Source organism: Pseudonocardia sp. TRM90224 (assembly GCF_021245725.1).
Lineage (GTDB): Bacteria > Actinomycetota > Actinomycetes > Mycobacteriales > Pseudonocardiaceae > Pseudonocardia.
This window is the reverse complement of record NZ_JAJGSX010000028.1, coordinates 37140-60624: the sequence shown is the minus strand read 5'-3', so window position 1 is coordinate 60624 and position 23485 is coordinate 37140. Positions and strand designations below refer to the sequence as shown.

Annotated in this window: 20 protein-coding genes; 12 read left to right on the top strand and 8 right to left on the bottom strand. The window is 73.1% G+C overall.

The window, feature by feature from the left end:
* The first annotated feature begins 31 nt into the window (after window positions 1-31).
* On the top strand, window positions 32-1297 hold the full coding sequence (locus LL648_RS29865) for an amidohydrolase family protein (RefSeq protein WP_232666106.1): 1266 nt from the start codon (window positions 32-34) through the stop codon (window positions 1295-1297).
* Here LL648_RS29865 and LL648_RS29860 read toward each other — a convergent pair.
* The gene (locus tag LL648_RS29860; RefSeq protein ID WP_232666105.1) at window positions 1286-2161 is read right to left on the bottom strand and encodes a TIGR03564 family F420-dependent LLM class oxidoreductase; all 876 of its coding nucleotides are present in this window, start codon (window positions 2159-2161) and stop codon (window positions 1286-1288) included. The genes LL648_RS29865 and LL648_RS29860 overlap by 12 nt on opposite strands.
* A gap of 83 nt (window positions 2162-2244) precedes the next feature.
* On the opposite strand from LL648_RS29860, the gene LL648_RS29850 reads away from it, so the two are divergent.
* Window positions 2245-3108, top strand: a complete 864-nt coding sequence (locus tag LL648_RS29850) for a LysR family transcriptional regulator (protein ID WP_308190417.1) — start codon at window positions 2245-2247, stop codon at window positions 3106-3108.
* A gap of 21 nt (window positions 3109-3129) precedes the next feature.
* On the opposite strand, the gene ptsP is transcribed toward LL648_RS29850, so the two are convergent.
* Genes ptsP through dhaK form a run of 4 tightly spaced genes read right to left on the bottom strand, consistent with a single transcriptional unit; the run spans window position 3130 to window position 8342 of the window.
* Window positions 3130-5526: a phosphoenolpyruvate--protein phosphotransferase gene (gene ptsP / locus LL648_RS29845; protein ID WP_232666104.1), complete on the bottom strand. Its 2397-nt coding sequence runs from the start codon at window positions 5524-5526 to the stop codon at window positions 3130-3132.
* Window positions 5496-6701: an MFS transporter gene (locus LL648_RS29840; RefSeq protein WP_232666103.1), complete on the bottom strand. Its 1206-nt coding sequence runs from the start codon at window positions 6699-6701 to the stop codon at window positions 5496-5498. Before LL648_RS29840 ends, ptsP begins: the two co-directional genes overlap by 31 nt.
* 7 nt (window positions 6702-6708) lie before the next feature.
* Window positions 6709-7341, bottom strand: coding sequence for a dihydroxyacetone kinase subunit DhaL (dhaL, locus tag LL648_RS29835; RefSeq protein ID WP_232666102.1), 633 nt, complete (start codon window positions 7339-7341; stop codon window positions 6709-6711).
* The gene (dhaK, locus tag LL648_RS29830; RefSeq protein WP_232666101.1) at window positions 7341-8342 is read right to left on the bottom strand and encodes a dihydroxyacetone kinase subunit DhaK; all 1002 of its coding nucleotides are present in this window, start codon (window positions 8340-8342) and stop codon (window positions 7341-7343) included. The genes dhaL and dhaK overlap by 1 nt, the downstream gene beginning before the upstream one ends.
* A gap of 64 nt (window positions 8343-8406) precedes the next feature.
* Between dhaK and LL648_RS29825 the strand changes: the two genes are divergently transcribed.
* The 3 genes from LL648_RS29825 to LL648_RS29815 all read left to right on the top strand — a co-directional run bounded on the left by LL648_RS29825 (window position 8407) and on the right by LL648_RS29815 (window position 13256).
* A complete protein-coding gene (locus LL648_RS29825) occupies window positions 8407-9339 on the top strand; it encodes an aldo/keto reductase (protein WP_232666100.1) in 933 nt (310 codons plus the stop codon).
* Between the two features lie 127 nt (window positions 9340-9466).
* On the top strand, window positions 9467-12088 hold the full coding sequence (locus LL648_RS29820; protein ID WP_232666099.1) for a PEP/pyruvate-binding domain-containing protein: 2622 nt from the start codon (window positions 9467-9469) through the stop codon (window positions 12086-12088).
* A 4-nt stretch (window positions 12089-12092) separates the two neighbouring features.
* Window positions 12093-13256, top strand: coding sequence for a winged helix DNA-binding domain-containing protein (locus LL648_RS29815; RefSeq protein ID WP_232666098.1), 1164 nt, complete (start codon window positions 12093-12095; stop codon window positions 13254-13256).
* A gap of 575 nt (window positions 13257-13831) precedes the next feature.
* Here the strand turns inward: LL648_RS29815 and LL648_RS29810 are convergent.
* Both LL648_RS29810 and LL648_RS29805 read right to left on the bottom strand, forming a co-directional pair.
* On the bottom strand, window positions 13832-14485 hold the full coding sequence (locus LL648_RS29810) for an alpha/beta hydrolase (RefSeq protein WP_232666097.1): 654 nt from the start codon (window positions 14483-14485) through the stop codon (window positions 13832-13834).
* Between the two features lie 116 nt (window positions 14486-14601).
* The gene (locus LL648_RS29805) at window positions 14602-15240 is read right to left on the bottom strand and encodes a maleylpyruvate isomerase family mycothiol-dependent enzyme (RefSeq protein WP_232666096.1); all 639 of its coding nucleotides are present in this window, start codon (window positions 15238-15240) and stop codon (window positions 14602-14604) included.
* 75 nt (window positions 15241-15315) lie between these two features.
* Here LL648_RS29805 and LL648_RS29800 point away from each other — a divergent pair, with 75 nt between their 5' ends.
* Window positions 15316-15753, top strand: coding sequence for a MarR family winged helix-turn-helix transcriptional regulator (locus LL648_RS29800; RefSeq protein ID WP_232666095.1), 438 nt, complete (start codon window positions 15316-15318; stop codon window positions 15751-15753).
* A gap of 26 nt (window positions 15754-15779) precedes the next feature.
* On the opposite strand, the gene LL648_RS29795 is transcribed toward LL648_RS29800, so the two are convergent.
* Window positions 15780-16574 (bottom strand): enoyl-CoA hydratase/isomerase family protein, encoded by a 795-nt coding sequence (locus LL648_RS29795; protein WP_232666094.1) that lies wholly within the window; start codon window positions 16572-16574, stop codon window positions 15780-15782.
* A 38-nt stretch (window positions 16575-16612) separates the two neighbouring features.
* Here LL648_RS29795 and LL648_RS29790 point away from each other — a divergent pair, with 38 nt between their 5' ends.
* The 6 genes from LL648_RS29790 (at window position 16613) to LL648_RS29765 (ending at window position 23421) form a co-directional block, all read left to right on the top strand.
* Window positions 16613-17269 carry an O-methyltransferase gene (locus tag LL648_RS29790; RefSeq protein WP_232666093.1) on the top strand — a complete coding sequence of 219 codons (657 nt, stop codon included), beginning with the start codon at window positions 16613-16615 and terminating at the stop codon, window positions 17267-17269.
* Between the two features lie 5 nt (window positions 17270-17274).
* The gene (locus tag LL648_RS29785) at window positions 17275-18468 is read left to right on the top strand and encodes a CaiB/BaiF CoA transferase family protein (RefSeq protein ID WP_232666092.1); all 1194 of its coding nucleotides are present in this window, start codon (window positions 17275-17277) and stop codon (window positions 18466-18468) included.
* 138 nt (window positions 18469-18606) lie between these two features.
* Window positions 18607-19335, top strand: a complete 729-nt coding sequence (locus LL648_RS29780; RefSeq protein WP_232666091.1) for an ABC transporter ATP-binding protein — start codon at window positions 18607-18609, stop codon at window positions 19333-19335.
* Window positions 19332-20552: an ABC transporter permease gene (locus tag LL648_RS29775; protein WP_232666090.1), complete on the top strand. Its 1221-nt coding sequence runs from the start codon at window positions 19332-19334 to the stop codon at window positions 20550-20552. Before LL648_RS29780 ends, LL648_RS29775 begins: the two co-directional genes overlap by 4 nt.
* A gap of 41 nt (window positions 20553-20593) precedes the next feature.
* Window positions 20594-22165, top strand: a complete 1572-nt coding sequence (locus LL648_RS29770) for an efflux RND transporter periplasmic adaptor subunit (protein ID WP_232666089.1) — start codon at window positions 20594-20596, stop codon at window positions 22163-22165.
* Between the two features lie 98 nt (window positions 22166-22263).
* Window positions 22264-23421 carry an acyl-CoA dehydrogenase family protein gene (locus LL648_RS29765; protein WP_232666088.1) on the top strand — a complete coding sequence of 386 codons (1158 nt, stop codon included), beginning with the start codon at window positions 22264-22266 and terminating at the stop codon, window positions 23419-23421.
* Window positions 23422-23485: the final 64 nt, after the last annotated feature.

Here is a 23485-nt window from a genome sequence, read left to right as displayed (position 1 = left end):
TTCTGAAAAGCAACCTGGAAAGCGAGTCATCGTGAAGCTGCTGATCAGACACGGGTGTGTCATCAACACCGAGCCGCACCCGACCGTGCACCGCAACACCGACGTGCTGATCGAGGACGGCCGGATCGTGGCCGTCGGCCCCGACCTGGATGCGACCGGCGCCGAGGTGCTCGACGCGACCGACCGGATCGTGCTGCCGGGATTCGTCGACACGCACCGCCACGGCTGGCAGTCGATCCTGCGGGCGGTGGCGATGGACGTCGACATCATGGGCTACATGGAGCTGGTCAACGGCCGGTTCGCGAACCAGGTCGGCGCCGCCGACCTCGCCGTGGCCGCTGAGCTGACCGGGCTGGAGTGCCTCGACGCCGGCATCACGACCCTGCAGGACTACGCCCACATCATGCACTCCCCCGCCCACGCGGATGCCGTGATCGGCGGGCTCACCGCCGCGGGCGTGCGCGCCGCCGTCGCGTACGGGCGTCCCGTCTTCGCCACCGACGAACCCTGGCGCCACGACGACGCCCGGCGGGTGCGCGAGCAGCTCCTGCCCTCCGACGACGCGCTGGTCACGATGATGCTGGCGGCGATGGGCCCGTCGTACCACCCGATGCCGGCCGTGAAGGAGGACTGGGCGCTCGCCGAGGAGCTCGGCCTGCGGATCGCCGTCCACGTCGGCGCCGGCCCGGAGTCGTCCACCCCGATCGCCGCGCTGCACGCCGAAGGGCTCGCGCGGCCGGGCACCGTCTACGTGCACGGCAACTCGCTGCCCGACGACGAGCTCACGATGATCGCCGACACCGGTGGCGCCCTGTCGATCACGCCCGCGATCGAGGCGCGCATGGACGTCGGCGGTCCGACGCTCGGACGCGTCCGCCGGCTCGGGGTGCCCGCCGCGCTCGGCGTGGACGTCGTCACGTCCACCCCCGGCGACATGTTCTCCGTGATGCGGGCGGCGCTGATGTCAACCGACGCGAGCGGCGAGGGCCGTGTGCCGGCCGCCGACATCCTGCACGCCGCGACGATGGGCGGCGCCGCGGCGCTCGGGATGGCCGACCGGATCGGCTCGCTGCGCGTCGGCAAGCAGGCCGACATCGTGCTGCTGCGCACCGACACGGTCAGCACCGTCGGCGGGCACGACCCGGTCGGGATCGTCGTCAACGCGCACCCGGGTGTCGTCGACACGGTGCTGGTGGCCGGCGAGTTCGCCAAGCGCGACGGGAAGCTCGTACACAGCGGCCTGAAAGATGTGCTGGACGCGGGACGGGAAGCGGCCACCCGCTTCTCAGCGCCCTGATAGGTCGCCCAGCAGCACGAGCGTGCGGACGTTCTCCTCTGCCGAGCCGACCATCGCGACCTGCACCTCCGTCGCGCCCGCGTCGACGTAGCGGCGCAGCTCGCGCGCCACCGTCTCCTCGTCGCCGACGACCGCGGCGTCGGCGGCGGTGGCGTAGCCACTGCGGTCGAGCACCGCGCGGTAGCTCGGCAGTTCCGACGCCCGGCCGAACAGCCTGGTCAGCCGCTGCCGCGCACCCTCGGCATCGCCGGTGACGCACACGCACATCCCGGCGACCACCTGCGGCGTGGGCCGGCCGGCCGCGGCGGCGGTCAGCCGCGGCACGATGTACTCGTCGAGGGCCCGCGGACCGGCCCACGCCGTGATCGTGCCGTCGGCCAGCTCCCCCGCGATCCGCAGCATCACCGGCCCCAGCGCCGAGAGCAGCACGGGCGGCGGCGGCGCCTGCGGGGTGCTGAGCTGCGCGACCGCCGAGCCCCCCGCCCCGCGCAGCAAGGGCATGAGCACCTGCAGGCGCTCCCGGACGCGATCAGCGGGCCGCTCCCACGGGTAGCCGTAGACACCCTCCATGTCGTGCCGATGACCAGGCCCGATACCGAGGGTGAAGCGCCCCCCAGTGGCTGCGGACACCGTCAGCGCCTCCTGCGCGAGCGTGATCGGGTGCTTCGGGAAGAGCATCGCCACCGACGTCCCCAGCTGGACGCCCGGCGCCCGGCCGCCCACGGCCGCGAGCACCGTCAGCGCGTCCCACCCGAACCGCTGCGCGATCCACAACCTCGACACCCCGCTGCTCGCCACGGCGTCGACGGCGGCGAGCACCTCCGGCAAGGGCCGGTTCTCGTCGACCCACAATCCGATCTCCATGTCCCCAGCCAACGACGCCGGGCCGGCGTCAGCAATGAGCGACTACGCTGCGCAGCGATAACGAATCGTGATCGGAGCAGGCCGTGGAGCTGCGCCAGCTGCGCTACTTCGTCGCAGTCGCGGAGGAGCTGCACTTCGGCCGTGCCGCGCAGCGGCTCGACATCGTCCAGCCCGCCGTCAGCCAGCAGATCGGACGGTTGGAACGCGAGCTGGGCGTGCGGCTGCTGCACCGCACCCCGCGCCGCGTGACGCTCACCGGCGACGGCAGCCGCCTCCTCACCGAGGCGCGGCGGGTGCTCGCCGCGGCCGACCGCGTCACGGTCGTCGCCGCCGACCTGGCCGCCGGACGGGCCGCGACCCTGCGGCTCGGCACCGGTCCCGGCATGGGCGAGCGCGTGCACCGGGCGATCGGCGCGTTGCGCTCCACCACGCCGGACCTCGGGCTGGTGCTCGTCGACGGCACGACAGCACAGCACCTGACGGCCGTGCGCTCCGGTGCGCTCGACGCCGCGCTCGTCCGCGGCGCGAGCCCACGGGCCGGGCTGCGGGCCACCGAGCTGTGGCGGGAACCGCTCGTCGCCGTCGTGCCACCCGACCGGAGTGCTGCGGCGGCCGTGCCCATCGCCGAGCTCGCCGAGCTGCGCTTGCGGCTCCCGCCGCGCCGCGCCGAACCCGCTCTGCACGACACCGTGCTCACCGCGTGCCGCGATGCCGGCTTCACGCCGGAGCTGGGCCGCCCGATCACGTCGATCGAGGACGCCGTCGTCGAGATCGGCAGCGGCGCGCCGGAGTGGACCGCGGTCTACGGCAGTGTTCCTGCCGCAGTGCTCGACGTCGCGGCTGTGCGGCCGCTGCAGCCGGCGCTGAGCGTCCCGGGACAGCTCGTCGTGCTCGCCTCCGCAGGCGAGCCGGCGTGCATGGCCCAGCTCGAGGCCGCATTCGCTTGACCTGCGCCTATTGTCTGGAGCTCATTCCCGCAGGTCGAGCCCGCGCACGGTCTGCTTCGTCTCCGCGACCAGCGCGGGCGCCACGCTGAGCTCCCGCACCCCGAGCCGGACGAACCGCTGCGCCGCGCTCGGGTCCGCCGCCGCCTCACCGCAGACCGCAACGAGCGCGCGGTCGCCCGCTGCACGGCAGACGGCGTCGACGAGCCGCAGCACGCCGGCGTCGAGCGGATCGGCGAGCGCGGCGACGGCGGCGTTGCCGCGCTCGGCGGCGAGCGCGTACTGCGTCAGGTCGTTGGTGCCGATCGAGAGGAAGTCGAGGTGCGGGACGAACTGCTCGGCCTTCAGCGCGGCGGCCGGCACCTCGACCATGATCCCCACCTGCAGTTCGGGCGGGGTGCCGCGGCCCTCCGCCGCGATCGCCTCCTCCAGCGCACGGCGGGCGTCCAGCAGCTCGTCGAGCACGCTGACCATGGGGAACATGATGCTGAGCGGCGTGTCGTGCGCGACCCGGACGGCGGCGAGCAGCTGGTCGGCGAGCAGCTGCGGCCACCGGGCCGCCAGGCGGATCCCCCGCAGCCCGAGGAACGGGTTGGCCTCGGCCGGCAGCGCGAGGTACGGCAGCGGCTTGTCGCCGCCCGCGTCGAGCGTGCGCAGCGTGACCCGCCGCCCGCCCATCGCCTCGGCGACGGCGCGGTAGGCGGCCTCCTGCTCGTCGACGCCGGGGGCTTCGGGGCGGTCGAGGAAGAGGAACTCGGTGCGCAGCAGCCCTACCAGGTCGGCCCCGACGGCCGCGGTCGCGTCCGCCGCCGAGCCGACGTTCGCACCGACCAGCACGGGCACGCCGTTGCGGGTCACGGCCGTTTCCGCGGCGCGGGCGAGCGCGGCGTGGCGTCGCTCCTGCTGGTCGGTCGCGCGTTCGCGGAAGCGGGCGAGCACCTCCGGTGCCGGGTCGACGGCCAGCTCGCCGGTGGCGCCGTCGAACGCGAGCAGGATCCCGTCGTCGACATCGAGCGCGGCCAGCACGGCCGGGACGCCGCGGGCGCGCAGCAGGATCGCGGCGTGCGACGTCGGGCTGCCGGCGCCGAGCACCACCCCGGCAACGGCGGGGAGTGTGGCCGCCTGGGCGGGGGTGAGGTCGGGCGCGACGAGCACCGCACCGGCGGGCACCGCAGGAGCGGCTGCGGGCCCGGCGAGCGCCGTGAGCACCTGGGTGCCGACCGCGCGGACGTCCGCGGCCCGACCCGCGAGGTAGGGATCGTCCAGCGCGGCGAAGGCGGTCGCGGTCGTGCTGGTGGCGTCGGCCCACGCCCGCGCGGCAGCCGTCCCGCCGTCGATCGCCGCGAGCGCGGGTTCGAGCAGCTCGGGGTCGTCGAGCAGGAGCAGGTGCGCCTCGAAGATCGCCGCCTCGGCCGCCCCGACCGCTGCCGCTGCGGCCCGGATTTCGCCCCGCACGGCATCCCGCGCGGCCGCGAGCCGCGCCCGCTCGGCGGCCGGCTCCCCCAGGGGAACATCGTCGACGGGCGGCGCCGCGAGCCGGAGGTGGAACGCAGCCCCCACCGCAACCCCCGGGGCCAGCGGCACGGGGAGGGCAGGAAAGCCACTTTCAGGCCCTGTGGGGGCAGGAAAGTGGCTTTCCTGCCCTCCCCCAGGCCGACCACCGGGCTCGTCGAAGCTCCGCGCGGCGAGGGCCGCCACCGCTTCCACCGCCGCGTCGGCGCCCGGGCCCGTCGCCGCCACCTCGATCTCGTGGCCCTGCAGCACGCCGAGGGTCGCGACGGCCGAGAGGCTGCCGGCCGCGACCCACGCCGAACCGGTGGTGGCGTTGCGGAGCTGCACGTTCGGCCCGTCGATTTCACGCACGAGCGCGACCAGCCGGGCCGCCGGGCGGGCATGCAATCCGTGCGTGTTGTGGACGGTGAAGCGTGCCTGCACACCGGCGACCGACGCCTCGGCGGGAGGCGCCGCAGCGGCCGGTGCCAGCTGCGACAGCTTCCCCGCCATTGCGCCGGCGGCCTCGGCCGCAACCTCGGCGCGCTCCGCCCCACCGGCCGCGACGACAGCGGCCACCACCAGCCCTTCGACCAGCGGCGCGGGGCAGAGCACCACCCGTTCGCCCTGGTCGGGGTCGTCGAGCAGCTCGAGCGCGAGCTCGGCGGAGAGCACCGCACTACCCAGGTCCATGAGCACGACAACACCTGCGCCGCGGTCGGCAGCCCCGATGGCGGCGGCGATCGCGACGGCGTCGGTGCCGAACCCGCCGTCGACGCCCGCCGCGACCTCGATCGGCAGCTCACCGGGCGCCATCTCCCTGGCCAGCGCGACGGCGGCGTCGGCGAGGGCTCGACTGTGCGAGACGACAACCAGCCCGACGGTCATGTCGCGCCCGTTCACGTCACTGCCGCCCTGGCTCGTGCCCACGACAGCCCCGTCGGCACCGCCAGCAGCGCACCGACGGCGCCGGCGACCGCAACCGTCCGTGCCACGCCGATCACGTCGGCGACCAAGCCTGCGAGCAGCATCCCGAGGCCCTGCGCGGTGATCACCCCGGAGTTCAGGAGGCCCATCACCTGCGCCCGCGACCCCGGCGGCGACAGCAGCCCGAACGAGGCCCCGACCTGCACCTGGTAGGCCGTGAACACCCCGCTCAGCACGAGGCACAGCAACGTCGCCCAGAGCCCGGGCTCGACCACGCAGACCATGAGCGCGAGACCCGAGAGCGCCGCCATCGGGCCGACCGCCCGGTCGCGGTACGCACCCGGCACCGCCGCGCTGAACAGCCACACACCGACGACCAGCCCGGCTGCGGGCGCGCCCATGACCAACCCGACCGCCCACGCGGGTGCCGCCATCTCGGCCACCCAGGCCACCCCGAGGCCTTCCGGTGCGATGTAGACGCCTGAGAGCATGCCCAGCACGAACAGCGCAGGCAGGCCGGGGATCGCGCCGATCGCCCGAGCGCCGTCGACCGACGACGTCCAGAACGGGCGACGGCTCGCCGGGTCGCTCGGGGTGGGGCGCCCGCGCACGCCGAATCGGACGAGCGCGGCCGAGAACAGGAACGTCGCGGCGTCGACGGCGAGCGCGAGGTGCGGGCCGATCAGCACCACGAGCGCCCCGCCGCCGGCGAACCCGATCAGCTGGGCCAGCTGGATCGTGATGGTGCGCAGGGCCAGCCCGGCCGGGTACGCGTCGCCGGTGAGCACCTCGGGCAGCAGGGCGAGCCGCGCGGCCTTGAACGGGCCACCGACGAGTGCGACACCGGCCATCGCGGCACACAGCAGCCACGTCGGGGTGCCGGGCAGCGCCATCACGACCAGCAGCAGCGTCGCGATCAGGTCGCACGCGACCATCACCTCGCGGCGCGGGAACCGGTCGGCGAGGCCGGACAGCAACGCAGAGCCCAGCAGCGACGGCGTGTAGCTGAGCCCCAACGCGAGCGCGGCGAGCGTCACCGAGTTGGTGCTGGTGAACACCAGTACCGAGAGCGCGACCCTGGCGAGCTGGTCGCCGCCCTGCGACAACGCCTCCGCCGCCCACATCGCGCGGAACTCCCCGCTGCGCAGCGCGACGAGCGGGTCGGCTCTTCCGGTCACGACGCGATCATGGCGCAGGCAGGGTGGCCGCTGCGGTCTCGATGAGGAACGTGGCCGAGGTGGCCCCGGGGTCCTGGTGCCCGACGCTGCGCTCGCCGAGGTAGCTCGCCCTGCCCTTGCGGGCCTGCAGGGGTGTGGTGGCGTCCCGGCCCGTCGCGGCGGCATCGGCCGCGGCCCGAAGTGCCTCCGCCAGCTCGCCGCCGCCCAGCGCCGCGTCGTAGGCGTCGACGGCGGGCGCGAGCGCGTCGTACATCGTCTTGTCGCCCGCCTCCGCCTTGCCGCGGGCGACCACACCCGCCACGCCGGCCCGCAGCGCGGCTCCGACGCCGGCGGTGTCCAGCTCGTCCGCGTCGCCGACCGACTGGGCCATGCGGAGGAAGAACGTGCCGTAGAGCGGGCCGCTCGCGCCGCCGACCGTGCTGATCAACGTCATCCCGACCTGCTTCAGCAGCGCCGCGGGGGTCGCCGGCGGGTCGGCGTCGAGCTTCGCGACGACGGCCTTCATCCCGCGCGCCATGTTCCCGCCGTGGTCGGCGTCGCCGATCGCGGAGTCGAGGCTGGTGAGCAGCTGCTCGTTCGCCACGACTGTGTCGGCGAAAGCGCCGACCCATCGCCGCAGGTCGGCGGCGCCGACGCCCATCAGACGCCCCACCGCATGCCGGGAGTGCGCACCGGCGCGTCCCACAGCTGCAGCAGCTCGTCGTCCATGGCCAGCAGGGTCACCGAGCAGCCGGCCATCTCCAGGCTCGTGATGTACGGGCCGACCAGCGATCGGACGACCCGCACCCCCGCGGCGTCGAGCAGCTTCGCGACCTCGTTGTACATCAGGTACTGCTCCAGGAGGGGGGTGCCGCCCATGCCGTTGACGAACGCGAGCACGCCGCCGGAGCCGGTGAAGTCGTGGTCGGCGAGGATCGGCTCGACCAGCTCGCGGGCGACGTCGCGGGCCGGCATCGCCTGCACCCGCCTGCGGCCCGGCTCGCCGTGGATGCCGATGCCGATCTCGATCTCGTCGTCGGGGAGGTCGAACGTCGGGCGCCCGGCCGCCGGCACCGTGCAGGAGGTGAGCGCCATGCCCATGCTGCGACCCTGCGCGTTGACCTTCCTGGCCACGTCGGCGACGGCGGCGAGGTCGCGGCCGGCGTCGGCGGCCGCGCCGGCGATCTTCTCGACGAGCACGGTGACCCCGACCCCGCGCCGGCCCGCGGTGTAGAGGCTGTCCTGCACGGCGACGTCGTCGTCGGTGACGACCGAGACCACCTCGACGCCCGTCTCCGCCGCGGCCAGCTCGGCGGCCATCTCGAAGTTCATGACGTCGCCGGTGTAGTTCTTCACGATGTGCAGCACGCCGAGGCCGCCATCGACGCCCTGCGTGGCCGCGAGCATCTGGTCGGGCGTCGGTGACGTGAAGACCTCACCCGCGCAGGCGGCGTCGAGCATCCCGGGGCCGACGAACCCGCCGTGTAGCGGCTCGTGGCCGGAGCCGCCGCCGGAGATCAGCGCGACCTTGTTCTGCACCGGCGCGTCGGCCCGGTAGACGATCTTGTTGGTGTGATCGACCCGGAGTTCTGGGTGGGCGGCCGCGATGCCCTGCAGCGATTCGGCCACCACATCGGCGGGATCATTGATCAGCTTCTTCACGGCCGGTCCTCCGCTGCGTCGGATCCTCGTAAAGTACGCGCTTGTGACAACAGGCGAGCCCGCGATGATCCGGGTTGGAATCGGGCTCGCGGCTATCGCGCGCCCTGCATACATCACTTCGGGGCGTGCCGTCGAGATCGGCGCAGCGCGCGGGATCGACGACCTGCGCGCCCGGACCGCATCGGTGCTGGATACGGCCTACGCGGCCGGAATCCGGTACATCGACGTCGCCCGCTCGTACGGACGCGCCGAGGAGTTCCTCGCGGGCTGGCTCGCCGCGCACCCCGAGGTCGACGACGTCGAGATCGGCTCGAAATGGGGTTACCGCTACGTCGGCGAATGGCAGCTCGGCGCCGATGTGCACGAGGTCAAGGACCATTCGGCGAGCGCGTTCCACGAGCAGTTGGCCGAAACCGCTGCGCTGCTCGGACCACGGCTCGGGACCTACCACGTGCATTCTGCGACGCTCGATACCGGCGTGCTCGCCGATGCTGCGCTGCACGCCGAGCTGGCGAAGCTTCGCGACCGCGGGGTGCGGATCGGGATCTCCACTTCCGGCCCCGCGCAGGCCGACGCCGTGCGCGCGGCCCTGGACGTGAGGATCGGCGGCGAGGCGCTCTTCACGTCGATCCAGTCGACGTGGAACGTGCTGGAACCGTCGGTCGGCCCGGCGCTCGCCGACGCGGCCGCAGCGGGTGCGCGGGTGATCGTCAAGGAGGCCGTCGCGAACGGGCGGCTCGCCCCCGGCGGCGACGCCGGCCCGTCCGCCGTCGCGTCGCGGCTCGGGGCGCCGCTCGACCAGGTGGCGATCGCGGCCGCCCTCGCGCAGCCGTGGGTGTGGCGGGTGCTCTCCGGCGCCGCCGACGCCGAGCAGGTGCGGAGCAACGTCGCCGCGCAGGACGTCACGCTGCCGCCCGAGACGCTCGACGAGCTGCTCGCGATGGCCGAGGACCCCACCGACTACTGGACGGCCCGGTCGCAACGCCCCTGGACCTGACCGAACTTCCCCACCGTTTTGCCTACTTACACACCATCGGAGGCGTGCAGGTTGGCAAAACGGTGGGGAAGTTGGGCCAGTATTCATCAACTGTTGAGTTCTTGGCCGTTCGGCGTTACCGTGTGTCATGACCACGACACAGGCCACCGTCATCGGGCTCGACGCCCCCGATGCCCGCCGGCTCGGGCTCGTGGGTGGCAAGGCGGCGAACCTCGCCGAGCTGATCAGCGCCGGGTTCACCGTGCCCGGCGGGTTCTGCGTGGCGACGGCGGCCTACGCGCAAGCGGCCACGGCCGCGGGGTTGGACGCCGTCCTCGCCGACCCGGACGACCTCGCCGCCCGGGCCAGGGCGGCGCTGCTGGCCGTCGAGGTCCCCGCCGGTGTCGCGGCCGCTGTCACCGCGGCGTACGCCGGGCTGGGCACCGATGTCCCGGTCGCGGTCCGGTCCTCGGCGACGGCGGAGGACCTGCCGACCGCCAGCTTCGCCGGCCAGCAGGACACCTATCTCAACGTCGTCGGCACCGACGCCGTGCTCGACGCCGTCCGCCGCTGCTGGGCATCGCTCTGGACCGACCGCGCCGTCAGCTACCGCGAGACGGCGGGCATCGACCACCAGGGCGTGCAGCTCGCCGTGGTCGTACAGCGCATGGTCGACGTGGACGTGGCGGGTGTGCTCTTCACCGCCGACCCGGTGAGCGGTCGCCGCACCCGCACCGTGATCGACGCGAGCCCCGGTCTCGGCGAGGCCGTCGTCTCGGGGGCCGTGAACCCCGACCACATCGTCGTCGACGGCGCCGGCGACATCGTCGAGCACCGGGTCGGCGACAAGGCGGTCGCGATCCGGGCGCTGCCCGGCGGCGGCACCGAGCACGTCGCGCGGACCGGCGCCGCCGAGCCCGCGCTCACCGACGCGCAGATCGTGCGGCTGGTCGCGCTGGGCCGGAAGGTCGAGGCGCACTACGGCGCGCCGCAGGACATCGAGTGGGCGCTCGCCGCCGACGGCACGCTGTGGCTCACGCAGTCCCGGGCGATCACCACACTGCACCCGATCCCCGCATCGACCAGGCCGGGGATGCGCGCGTTCCTCTGCGTCAGCCTCGCGCAAGGCCTCACCCGCCCGATGACGCCGATGGGCATCGCGGCGTTCCGAGTGATCGCCTCGACGGGCTCGCGGCTGGCGTTCGGCGTGCCCGTCCCCGACCCGCACGTCGGCCCGCCTGCGCTCGCCGAAGCGGGCGGCAGACTGTTCATCGACGCGACGGCGGCGCTGCGGAACCCGGTCGGCAGCCGGATCGTCCCGCAGATCTTCGACGTGATGGAGTCGCGCTCCGCGGTCGTCATGCGCGAGCTGATGCGGGATCCGGCGTTCGCGGTGCAGGGCCGCTCGCCGCTGCCGTTCCTGCGCCGCCTGGTGCGGATGCTCGTCCGCTTCCGCATCCCCGCCCTGATCGCGCTCGCGCTGGCCAGGCCGGCCACGGCCCGCGACCGGGTCGACCGGATCGGCGAGCGGATGCGGGCGCACACCGCTCCCCCGCCCGGCAACGCCACCGCCCGCGAGCGGCTCGACCACGCCGAGCGGGTCCTCTCGACGACCTTCCCGGTGCTGCCGCGCGTCGTGCCGGTGGCCGGTGCCGGATTCCTCATGCTGGGGCTGGCGCAGAAGCTCGCCGGCAAGGCGCTCGACGCCGGCAGCATGCACGAGGTGCTGCGCTCGCTGCCGCACAACAGCACCACCGAGATGGACCTCGAGCTGTGGGCGGCCGCCACTCGGATCGGCGCCGACGCGGAGTCGGCCGCGGCGCTGCGCGACACGCCCGCCGCCGAGCTCGCCGCGGCGCCCGAGCTGCCGGCGGTGCTCGCCCGCGAGCTGGCGGCGTTCCTGCGCGAGCACGGCCACCGCGCCGTCGCGGAGATCGACCTCGGCATGCCCCGCTGGGCTGACGACCCCACGCAGGTGCTCGGAGTGCTGGCCAACTACCTGCGTCTGGACGACCCGGAGCGGCACCCCGACGTGCAGTTCGCCCGCGGCGCGCAGGCCGCGCAACGGGCGGTCGCGGACGTCGTCGCCCGGGTGCCCGGACGGCTCCGGGCAGCCGCCGTCCGGGCCGTGCTGGGGCGCATGCGCGAGCTGGCGGGCATGCGCGAGACGCACAAGGACTACCTCGTCTACATGATCGCGCAGGCCCGCGCCCAGCTGGCGATCGTCGGCGCGGAGCTCGCCGCGGGCGGCCTGCTCGCCCGCCCCGACGACGTGTTCTTCCTCGAACTGCCTGAGGTCCGCGACGCGCTCGACGGCGCCGACCACCGCGTCGCCGTCGCCGAGCGTCGTGCCGACTACGCCCGCGAGCTGCGCAGACGCCACATCCCGCGGGTGCTGCTCTCCGACGGCACCGAGCCGGAGACGCTCGTGACACCGGAGGCCGTCGAGGGCGCCATGGTCGGCACACCGGCATCGGCCGGCACCGCCACCGCGCCGGCCCGGGTTGTGCTCGACCCCGTCGGCGCGCACCTCGAGCCGGGCGAGATCCTCGTCTGCCCTTCGACCGACCCCGGCTGGACGCCGCTCTTCCTCACCGCCGGCGGGCTGGTGATGGAGATGGGCGGGCCGAACTCGCACGGCGCGGTGGTCGCCCGCGAGTACGGCATCCCCGCGGTCGTCGGGGTGCCCGACGCGACGCTGTTGATCTCCACCGGCGAGCAGGTCACCGTCGACGGCGCCGCAGGCCTCGTACGGAAAGAGCTAGCGTGACCGGGTGGCAGCGGCACGGGTGATCACGACCGCCGAGCGCAGGGCCCGGCTCGGCACGGCGCACCGGCTGGCGGTGCCGGCCTCCGGCGCGCTCGACGCCGCCGACGCCATGGTGGCGCTGCACGCGACCGATCCAGCCACGATCGTGCTGTCCGTGCTGGCCAGAGCCCCGTCGGCGGACGTCGCCGACGTCGAGAAGGCGCTCTACGTCGACCGCTCGGTGGTGCGGATGCTGTCGATGCGCCGCACGGTCTGGGTCACGCCGCGCGAGCGCGCCCCGGTGCTGCAGGCGGCCTGCTCGCGCGACGTCGCAGCTCGCCAGCGCCGGCTGCTCGTGCAGCACCTGACCCGCAGCGACGTCCACCCCGACCCCGGGGCCTGGCTGGAGGCGCTGGAGGAGCGGACGGTCGCGGCGCTCAACGCGCGCGGCGAGGCCACGGCGGCCGAGCTGGTGGCGGAGGTCCCGGAGCTGCGCACGCCGATCTCCCTGCCGCCCGACGTCGTCCAGCACGCGACGAGCCGCGTGCTGAACCTGCTCAGCGCCGACGGGCACATCCTGCGGGGGCGCCCGCTGGGGTCGTGGACGTCGACGCAGTACCGCTGGTCCCCCACCGGATCGGTGTGGCCGGGCGGCATGCCCGAGCTCGACCCCGCCGCCGCATACGCACAGCTGGCCCGCGACTGGCTGCGCACCTTCGGCCCCGCGCCGGCCTCCGACCTGCAGTGGTGGGCCGGGTGGCCGATCACCCGCACGCGGGCGGCGCTCGCCGCGGCCGGCGCGGTGGCCGTCGACCTCGACGGCGAGCCCGGGTTCGACCTGCCCGACGCGGAGACCGCCGGCCAGCCGCGGCCCTGGGTCGCGCTGCTGCCCGCGCTCGACCCGACGCCGATGGGCTGGCAGCGCCGCGACTGGTACCTCGGCGAGCACAAGGCGCCGCTCTTCGACCGCACCGGCAACATCGGCCCGACCGTCTGGAGCGACGGGCGGATCGTCGGCGGCTGGGCGCAGACGCCCACCGGCACGCTGGCCGTGCGGCTGCTGGAGGACATCGGCGCGGAAGCCACCGCGGCCGTGCACGCCGAGGCGGAGCGGCTGGCGGCGAAGATCGGGCCGGTGCGGGTGGTCCCCCGCTTCCGCACGCCGCTGGAGCGCGAGCTCGCCCGGTGAGTCCTGGGATGCGCGTGAGCGCCACCCCGGTGCGTGGGGGGAGGGCAGGAAAGCCACTTTCAGGCCCTGTGAGGGCAGGAAAGTGGCTTTCCTGCCCTCGCGTGCGCAACGCACACACCCCGGCCGGCCACCACAGCCCCGGCCCTGACCGCGGGGTTGGTCGTGCACAGGTTCACCTCCCCGTGCACAGATTCGAACCTGTGCACGGCGGCACCAACCTGTGCACGAGCGCCCGCCGCGCCCGGTTCGTGCACCCACCCCGGTCTGCGGTCGCGCACCCGAGCCGCACCCGGCACGGACTCTCATCCCTCGTGGCGGCCCGAGGGCCATGACGGACTTTCCTGACATCCCGTGCCGGCCCGTCGCACGCGAGATGGGTGCGTGACGCACACGTTGCCTGGAAAGCCACGTTCCCGGCCGGCCGCGCCGGGAAAGTGGCTTTCCAGGCACCCCTCGCCCGCCTGGCCGCGGCCGTTCCGCGAGCCGCGCCCCCACGGATTCTCATCCCTCGTGGCGGCCCAGAGGGCCATGGCGGACTTTCCTGACGTCCTGGGACGAGGGGCGGCTGATCAGCACTAGCGCCGCCCGAATGCCCAACCCACCATGAGCGGGAACTCGGCCTGCCAGAACGGGCCGCCGTGGTCCCCGACCCGCTCCGCAAGCACGACGTCCGCGCCGGCGCCGCGCAACGCGTCCGCCCAACGGGTGGCGTTCTCGAGGAACCACGGCTCCTGCGTCCCGGCGACGAGGTAGGTGCGCGGTAGCGGGCTCGGCAGCACAGCGGGCGGCCGCAGGCCTCCACCCGGCGAGGCGCAGAAGACCGCACCGAAGACGTCCGGATGTCGCAGCCCCATGGCGAGCGCGAGCTCGCCGCTCGCGGAGACGCCGCACACGGCGGTGCGTCCGGCCGCGAGTTCGAGCCCGAAACGCGTGCGCACCCAGCCGCGGACGTCCTCGACGAAGAACTTCTCGTGAGCCGCGAACCGTTCCGGGTCGAACGACGGTGAGTACTCACCGATGCGCGCCATCTCGTCCGGATCGTCCGTCCGGTGGGCGCCGACGATCATCGTCGGCGGGACGTCGGCCGCCTCGAGGTTCCCGCCCCACCCCGAGATCAGCTGGCCGTCGCCGGCGAACACCACCGCCTCCGGCGGATCCGGCGGAACGTAGACCGTGACCTGCCGACCGCCGTCGTACTCGAAGGTCGTGGTGACGAGCTCACCCTCCACCCGGCCACCCTAAAGCCCTCGGAGCCACGGGGCAGTGCCAGGAAAGTGGCTTTCCTGGCACCACAGGACAGGAAAGCCACTTTCCTGGCACGTCCCCACGCGGGCGCGCGCTGGCCCTACGCCGGGAGGCGGTCGGCCAGCTGCGCGGCGCCGGGCCCGTCGAGGTGGGGCAGCGCGAGCCGCCGCCCCGTCGCCAGCAGCAGCAACGCGGCGACCGGGCCGCGCACCTCGACCCCGGCGCCCACCGCCCACTCGACGTCGGTCGCCACCAGCCGCAGCCCGCGCAGCCGCCGCTGCGCCCCGAACGGGAAACCCATCGACCACGCGCGCTGCGCCGCGACGGTCGCGGGGCCCGGCGGCATCTCCCGGGTGCGACCGAGCGCGCCGGCCAGGTCCTGGCCGTGGACCAGCACGTCGAGCATCGGCTCGACCACCGACGTGCCGGGGGCGCGCTTGCGCGATCCGGCCGCTGCCCGCAGCTCGGCGACCAGCTCGTCGGGGGTGTGCGCGGCGGCGTGCGAACGAGCCTCGTTGCCGATCATGAGCTGCACGTCGCCGCGAGCCCGGACCAGCCCGGTGACGACGGCGGCGAGGCCGGCCCGCGGGGCCGCGGACAGGTGCGCGGCAAGGTCGCGGACGGTCCAGCCGGCACACGGTGTCGGCGCGGCCCACTCCGCCGAGGACAGCCCGGCGAGCAGGTCGGCGAGCTCGGTCCGCTCGGTTTTCACGACCTCGTGCACGGCGTCGGCATCCATGACGACCACCCGTCGGATAAGGTACGAATGCCTGACTAAATTAGTCAGAGAAGCTGACGATGTCAAGGAGTGTGCATGGCCGCGGACGAGCCGTCGACCGGCCTGCTGCTGTTCCTGCCCTACCGCGCGCTGGAGAACCGCGTCCTCGCCGCGCTCACCGCGGCCGGCTTCGACGACGTCACCCCGGCCCAGGCCCGCCTGTTCCAGCGCATCGGCCCGGAGGGCACCCGCCTGACCGCGCTCGCCGAGCAGGCGCAGGTCACCAAGCAGACCGCGGGCGCGCTCGTAGACCACCTCGAGCGCGCGGGCTACGTCCGGCGGGTGCCCGACCCGTCCGACGCGAGGGCCCGGCTGGTCCGCATCGCGGAGCGCGGCCTCGAAGCGCTGCCGATCGCCGCGGCGGTCGTCGCGGAGGTGGAGGCCGAATGGCTCGTCCACCTGGGCAAACGGCGCATGGCACAGCTGCGCGGCGCGTTGCACGCGCTGCGCGAGATCACCGACCCGTACGCCTGAGCCGGCCCGTACGAACCAGCCGGTGGTCAGCCGGGGAACTGGGGCACGCGCTTCTCGCGGTGCGCGGCCAGCCCTTCCTTCACGTCCGGCAGCCCGAAGCCGTAGAACTCCAGCGCGAGCGACGCGTCGAACGACGGCCCCATCGCCCGGTACCAGTTGTTCAGCGCCAGCTTCGTGAGCTGCACGGCCGACGGCGAGCCCGCGACGAGCTTGCTCGCCACCCCCAGCGCGAGCTCGTGCACGATCTCGTCGTCGACGCACAGCGAGACCAGCCCGATCCGCTCCGCCTCCTCGCCGGTCAGCGCCTCGCACGTGAGCAGGTAGTACTTGGCCTTCGCCATCCCGCACAGCAGCGGCCAGCTCAGCACGGCGTGGTCGCCAGCGGCGACACCCAGCCGCGTGTGCCCGTCGACGATCTTCGCCGACCGCGCGGCGATCGAGATGTCGGCCAGCAACGCGACGGCGAGCCCCGCGCCGACGCACGGCCCGTGGATCGCCGAGATGATCGGCTTGGAGCAGTTGATGACGTTGTAGACGAGGTCGCGCGCCTCGCGCAGCACGCGGCTGCGCACGCTCGGGTCCGCGACCATCTCGTCGATCATGTCGAAGGACCCGCCGGCCGAGAACCCGCGCCCGGCGCCCTGCACGACGACGGCCCGCACGGTCGGGTCGCGGTCGATCACCGTCCAGATGTCGGCGAGCTGCTGGTGCGCCGCTGCGCCGACGGCGTTGATGTTCGGCCCGTCGAGGACGATGCGCAGGATCGCCTCCTCCGGACGGTCGATGCGGAGTTCCGTGAAGCGGCCGTAGCTGTCGGACATGGGCAAAGCGTGTCATGTCCGTCTCATAGGCTGTCCTCATGGTCGAACCCGCGGTGTGGCAGGAAGTGGACGACTACTGGAACGGGTTCCTCCTCGACGACGACCCGGCCCTGGATGCGGCGCTTGCGGCGAACGTCGCAGCGGGGCTTCCGCCGATCGGCGTCTCCGCGGCGCAGGGCAAGCTGCTGCACCTGCTCGCCCGCTCGATCGGCGCCTCGCGCATCCTCGAGGTCGGCACGCTCGGCGGCTACTCGACGATCTGGCTGGCCCGCGCGCTGCGCCCCGACGGGCAGCTGATCAGCTGCGAGATCGACCCGCACCACGCCGAGGTCGCGGCGGCCAACGTCGCCCGCGCCGGGCTGGCGAGCGCGGTCGACATCAGGGTCGGACCCGCGATCGACACCCTCGCGAGCCTGGAGGGCCCGTTCGACCTGGCGTTCATCGACGCCGACAAGGCCTCCAACACCGAGTACTTCCAGCACGCCCTGCGCATGTCACGGCCCGGCGGGATGATCATCGTCGACAACGTGGTGCGCGGCGGCGCCGTCGTCGACGCCGCGGTCACCGACGCGAACGTGATGGGCGTCCGCAGGCTCGCGGCCGCGCTCGCAGAGGAGAAGCGGGTGGAGGCGACGGTCGTGCAGACCGTCGGCGCGAAGGACTACGACGGGTTCGTGCTCGCGGTGGTCCGGTAGAACCGGTGAGCGAGTCGCGCGAGGGGCCGCTCGCCGGGATCACCGTCGTCACGATCGAGCAGGCCGTCTCCGCGCCGCTCGCGACGCGCACCCTCGCCGACCTCGGCGCTCGGGTGATCAAGGTGGAGAACCCGCGCGGCGGCGACTTCGCACGCCACTACGACGACGTCTTGAACGGGATGGCAGCGCACTTCGTGTGGGTCAACCGCGGCAAGGAGTCGCTCACCCTCGATCTCAAGGACCCGCGCGGCATCGAGGTGCTGCACCGCCTGCTCGACGCCGCCGACGTGCTCGTCTCCAACCTCGCGCCGGGCGCGACGGAACGGCTCGGGATCGGCCCCGAGCAGCTCGCGCAGCGCCACCCGCACGTCGTCGGCGTCGAGATCTCCGGCTACGGGCCGGGCGGGCCGCTCTCCCACAAGCGGGCCTACGACCTGCTCGTGCAGGCCGAGTCCGGGGTCTGCTCGATCACCGGCTGGGAGGGCGCTCCGGCGAAGCCCGGCCCGGCGTTCGCCGACACCTCCACCGGCCTCTACACGGCCATCGCGGTGCTGTCGGCGCTCTTCCAGCGCGCGACGACGGGCAGCGGCTCGCGGGTGCACGTCGCGATGTTCGACGTGATGGCCGAGCTGATGGGCTACGCGCTCACGTTCACCCGGCACACCGGCGTCGAGCAGCAGCCGGTCGGGATGGGCTCGCCGGCCGTCGTCCCCTACGGCGCCTACCGCAGCGCCGACGGCCACACCGTCGTGCTCGGCACGACCAACGACAGCGAGTGGCGCCGCCTCGCGCGCGACGTCATCGGGCGGCCCGACCTCGCCGACGACCCCCGCTACGCCGGTGCGGCCGAGCGGGTGGCGCACCGGGAGGAGCTGGACGCCGCGGTGGCCGAGTGGTGCGCCCGCACCGACCTCGCGAGCATCCAGGCGGCCGCCGACGCCGCCGGCATCGGCAACTCGCGCTACAACACGCCGGCCGAGGTCGTCGCGCACCCGCACCTCACAGCCCGTGAGCGCTGGCGATCGATCGACACCCCGAACGGTCCAGTGCAAGCGCTGCTTCCACCGGTGGATGCTGGGGAATGGGACCCCCGGATGGACCCGGTGCCGGGCCTTGGTGAGCATACTGATCGAATACTCACGGATGCGGGCCTGAGCAGGCAAGACATTGCCGTCTTGCGGGCCGACGGGGTGGTGTGACGAAGGGGTCCTACCAAATCGGGGATGCTGAGAATTCCTCAGTTTGGGCGACCGCCATAGTGCATCACGACGGGGCGCAACCGTCGTTGGACGATCGAGTGGGCCATTCGGGGCATGGCCCATCCGGTGAGGGGGATCATGCTCGAGCTCGAGAACGTGTCGAAGGTGTACAAAGCCGGGCCCATCGAGGTCCGGGCGCTCGACACGATCAACCTCTCGGTCGATGAGGGCGACTTCGTCGCCATCATGGGCCACTCCGGCTCGGGCAAGAGCACGATGATGAACATCCTGGGCTGCCTCGACATCCCCACCTCCGGCACCTACCGGCTCGACGGCATCGACGTCGGCAAGCTCTCCGAACGCCGCCTCGCCGACATCCGCAACACCCGCATCGGGTTCGTCTTCCAGTCCTTCAACCTGATCGCGCGCACGAGCGCGCTGCGCAACGTCGAGCTCCCGCTGATCTATTCGGGTGGTCGCAACCGCAGGGAGCGCGCGAAGATGTCGCTGGAGAAGGTCGGGCTCGGCGAGCGCGGCCACCACATGCCCAACGAGCTCTCCGGTGGCCAACAGCAGCGTGTCGCGATCGCCCGCGCGCTGGTCAGCGACCCGAAGATGATCCTGGCCGACGAGCCGACGGGAAACCTCGACTCCACGTCGACCACCGAGATCATGGAGCTGCTCGTCGAGCTGAACGGCGAGCAGGGCCGCACCATCGTGCTGATCACGCACGAGGACGACGTCGCCGAGTACGCCCAGCGTGTGATCCGCCTGCACGACGGCAAGATCGTCAGCGACGTGCGGAACCGCGACAAGGCCGGCGCCGACGAGACCCGCCCGATCAGCATCGTCAAGGCGATCACGTGAACATCTTCGAGTCCGCCCGCATCGCGATGCGCGGGCTGCGTGCCAACAAGCTCCGATCCGGGCTGACCACGCTCGGCATCGTGATCGGCGTCTCCTCGGTGATCATCCTGACCTCGCTCGGCAACGGCGTGCAGTCGAACTTCAACGAGCAGTTCGGGTCGCTGGCCAACGTCATCACCGTCTCCCAGCTGCAGGGTGCGGTCCCCGGCGGCGGGACGGCCAAGCCGATCACCGACGCCGACGTCGAGGCCCTGAAGAACCGCTCACGGGCTCCCGACGTGCTGTCGGTCACCCCGGCGGTCAACGGCAACGTGCTCGTGCAGGTGCCGGGCAACGACCCGTACTCCACCAGCGTCAACGGGACGACGGAGGACTACCTCGACGTCAACAACCGGGAGCTGCTCGCCGGGAGCATGTTCGACGAGTCGCAGGTCCGGTTGAAGGCCAAGGTCGTGGTGCTCGGGCCCACCGTGATCGCCCGGGTGTTCAACGGCGACGCGGCCGGCGCGATCGGCAAGGAGGTGCGCATCGGGCGCACCACCTTCCGCGTGCTCGGAGTGCTGAAGGGCAACGGCCAGGAAGACGACACGGTGGTGATGCCGCTCGGCGCGGCGCGCAGCTACCTGCTCGGCGGCGGCGACGACGTCAACGTGCTCACCATCAGGGCGACCTCGGTCGCGACGGTCGACGCGGCGGTCGAGCAGATCAACAACGTGCTGTCCGCCCGGCACAACATCCGCGACCCCGACAAGCGCGACTTCCGGGCGCAGGCGTTCGGGAGCCTGCTCGACCAGGCGAACTCGTTCCTCTCCGTGCTGACCCTCTTCACCGTGGCGGTCGCCGGGATCTCGCTGGTGGTCGGCAGCATCGGCGTCGCGAACATCATGCTGGTGACCGTCACGGAACGGACGCGCGAGATCGGCATCCGCAAGGCGATCGGGGCCAGGCGCAAATCGATCCTGCAGCAGTTCCTGCTGGAGTCGATGTTCCTCTCCGGCGTCGGTGGCCTGATCGGGATCGCGTTCGGGGTCGGGGTCACGCTGCTCGGGCGGTGGCTGCTGCCGCAGGTCGCCCCCGACTTCCCGGTGCCGGCCGTCGACTTCGGCGCGGTCATCGTCTCCTTCACCATCAGCCTGCTGATCGGCCTCATCGCCGGCGGCTACCCCGCCAACCGCGCATCGAAGCTGCGCCCGATCGAGGCGCTGCGGTACCAGTGATCACGACTTTCGCTCACGAAACGGAAAGCAGGGGGGCATCCATGGCTCGGACGACGGGGCGGCGCTATCGGGGGGTGCGCTGGATCGCACTGGCAACGGTGCTGGCCGGCGTGACCGCCTGCGGCGGCGGCACCCCGCCGCCGCCGACCCTGCGCGTCGACCGCGGCCCGGTCTCCACCAGCGTGTCCGCGTCGGGCACGCTCACCGCGATCTCCGAGCAGAACCTGGGCTTCCCGGCCACCGGCAAGCTCGTCGAGGTGAAGGTGAAGGTCGGCGACACCGTCGAGGCCGGCCAGGAGCTCGCGAAGCTCGACGACTTCGACCTGCGCGGCCAGCTCGACCAGGCCAACGCGAAGCTGGCGAACCAGCAGGCGCTGCTCGACAAGGCGCGCCGCAACAACAAGGTCGATGCGACCGGGCGCACCCTCGACCAGTACCACGAGATCCTCAGCGCCACCGAGGACCAGGTCAACGCGACCAACGAGGCGAACAGCGCCGCGACCGACCGCGCGCACACGCAGCTGGAGTTCGACCGCAAGGTGTTGGAGCGGGCGAAGGAGCAACTGCACGAGGCCGAGAACTGCGACCCGGGCGGCAGCTCCCAGACCGAGGACGACGGCACGACGGACAACGGGGTGAGCGCCAAGACGACCAACCCGCCGTCTGACTGCCCGTCGCTCGCGACGGCGCAGCAGGCGGTCGAGACGGCGAAGCGCAACGTGATCGCCTCGGAGACCGCACTGTCGGCCGCCGAGCAGAAGGAGAACGTCGACTCCGCCGCCGGCCGGGTCACGGTCGAGAACGCCCGCCAGTCGGTGATCGGCGCCGAGAACGAGAACGAGGCGGCCGGCATCGACAAGCCCGTCGACACCGCGGCGCAGGACGCGCTGGTCAGGGACGCGCAGGCGGCGCGTGACATCGCGCAACGCAAGCTCGACGACACCGTGCTGAAGGCCCCCACGAAGGGCGTCGTCTCGGCGATCAACGGCGTGGCCGGCGAGTTCGTCGGCGCGGCCTCCGGGACGACGGCCACGGCGCCCGGTTCGACGGCGAAGCTGCCGGTGAACTCCGCCGCCACCGGCACCGGCTCGGGCTCGGCCACCGGGAGCAGCGGCCCGCTGATCGTGCTGAACAACGTGGAGACGTTCCAGCTGGTCATCCCGATCGAGGAGGCCGACGCCGCGCTGATCGCGCCCAACCAGGCCGTCGACGTGACCGTCGACGCGATCCCGGGGCTGGTGAAGAAGGGCAGCGTGCTCTCGGTCAGCCCGTCGGGCACGCCGGTGGCCGGCATCGTGACCTTCTACGCGACGGTCGTGCTGACCGACACCGACCCGCGCCTGCGCAACGGCCAGACCGCCGAGGGCGACGTCCTGACCAAGGCCGTGCTGAGCACGCTGCGGGTGCCGACGGCGGCCGTGCGGATGCAGGGCGGCAGCTCCGTCGTCGACGTCCCCGGCCCCGACGGGAACCCGGTGACCACGCCGTTCAGCGCCGGCCTCGCCGGTGTCGAGTACACCGAGGTGCTCGGTGGCCTCGCGGACGGCCAGGAGATCCTGCTGCCCCGCGTCACCGTCCCCGCCGCCGGCGGCGGCGGCCCGGGCGGCGGCTGATCACCTGCTTCGGCGCTGCTCCCGGCGCTGCTCCCTCCTCCGGCGCCCATGGCTTAGCGTGGGCGGCGGAGCCGGGAACCCGACGTTGGGAGCGTGCTGTGGAGCAGTCCGACCTTGCCGATGTCCTCGCCGCGGTGCGGACGTTCATCCGCAACGAGGTGGTGCCGATCGAGGAGCGGATCGACGCCGAGGACGCCATCCCGGAGCAGGTCGTCGCCGCGTGCAAGGACATGGGGCTCTACGGCTTCGCGATCCCCGAGGAGTACGGCGGGCTCGGGCTGAGCATGGTCGAGGAGGCGCAGCTCGCGTTCGAGCTGGGCTGGACCACCCCCGCGCTGCGCTCGCTGTTCGGCACCAACAACGGCATCGCCGGCCAGGTGCTGATCAAGGGCGGCACCGACGAGCAGCGCAAGAGCTGGCTCCCGCGGCTGGCGTCCGGTGAGGTCACGGCGTCGTTCGGGCTCACCGAGGCCGACGCCGGCTCCGATCCCTCGGGGCTCGCCACGACCGCCCGTCGCGACGGCTCCGACTGGGTGATCAACGGCTCTAAGCGCTACATCACCAACGCCCCGGTCGCCGACGTGATCATGGTGTTCGCCCGCACCAACCCCGAGGCGGTCGGCAACCGCGGCATCTCGACGTTCCTCGTGCCGGCCGGCACGCCGGGGCTCTCGATCGGGCCGCGCGACCACAAGATGGGCCAGTTCGGGGCCTGGACGGCCGACGTCTACCTCGACGACGTGCGCGTCCCGGCCGAGGCGCTGGTCGGCGGCGACGCCGGGGTGGACCAGGGGTTCATCACCGCGGCCAAGTGCCTCGCGCACGGCCGCGCGCACATCGCCGCGCTCTGCGTCGGGATGGCGGGACGGCTCGTGCACGAGTCGGTGGAGTTCGCGAAGACCCGCGAGCAGGGCGGCAAGCCGATCGCATCGTTCCAGCTGGTGCAGGGCCTGATCGCCGACTCGGTGACCGACCACTACGCCGGCCGCGCCCTCGTGCTCGACGTCGCACGCGGCTACGACGACGGCACCGACACCGTCCAGGGCCCGTCGGCGGCGAAGTACTTCGCCTCGGAGATGGTCGGTCGGGTCGCCGACCGGGCCGTCCAGGTGCACGGCGGCGCCGGCTACATCCGCGGCGTGGCCGTCGAGCGCTTCTACCGCGACGCCCGCCTGTTCCGGATCTACGAGGGCACGTCGCAGATCCAGCAGGTCATCATCGCCCGCGGCGCCCTCGGCAAGGCCGCCCGCGCGTAGAAGTTCCCCACCGTTTTGTCAACTTGCACACCCGAAATGGTGTGCAGGTTGGCAAAACGGTGGG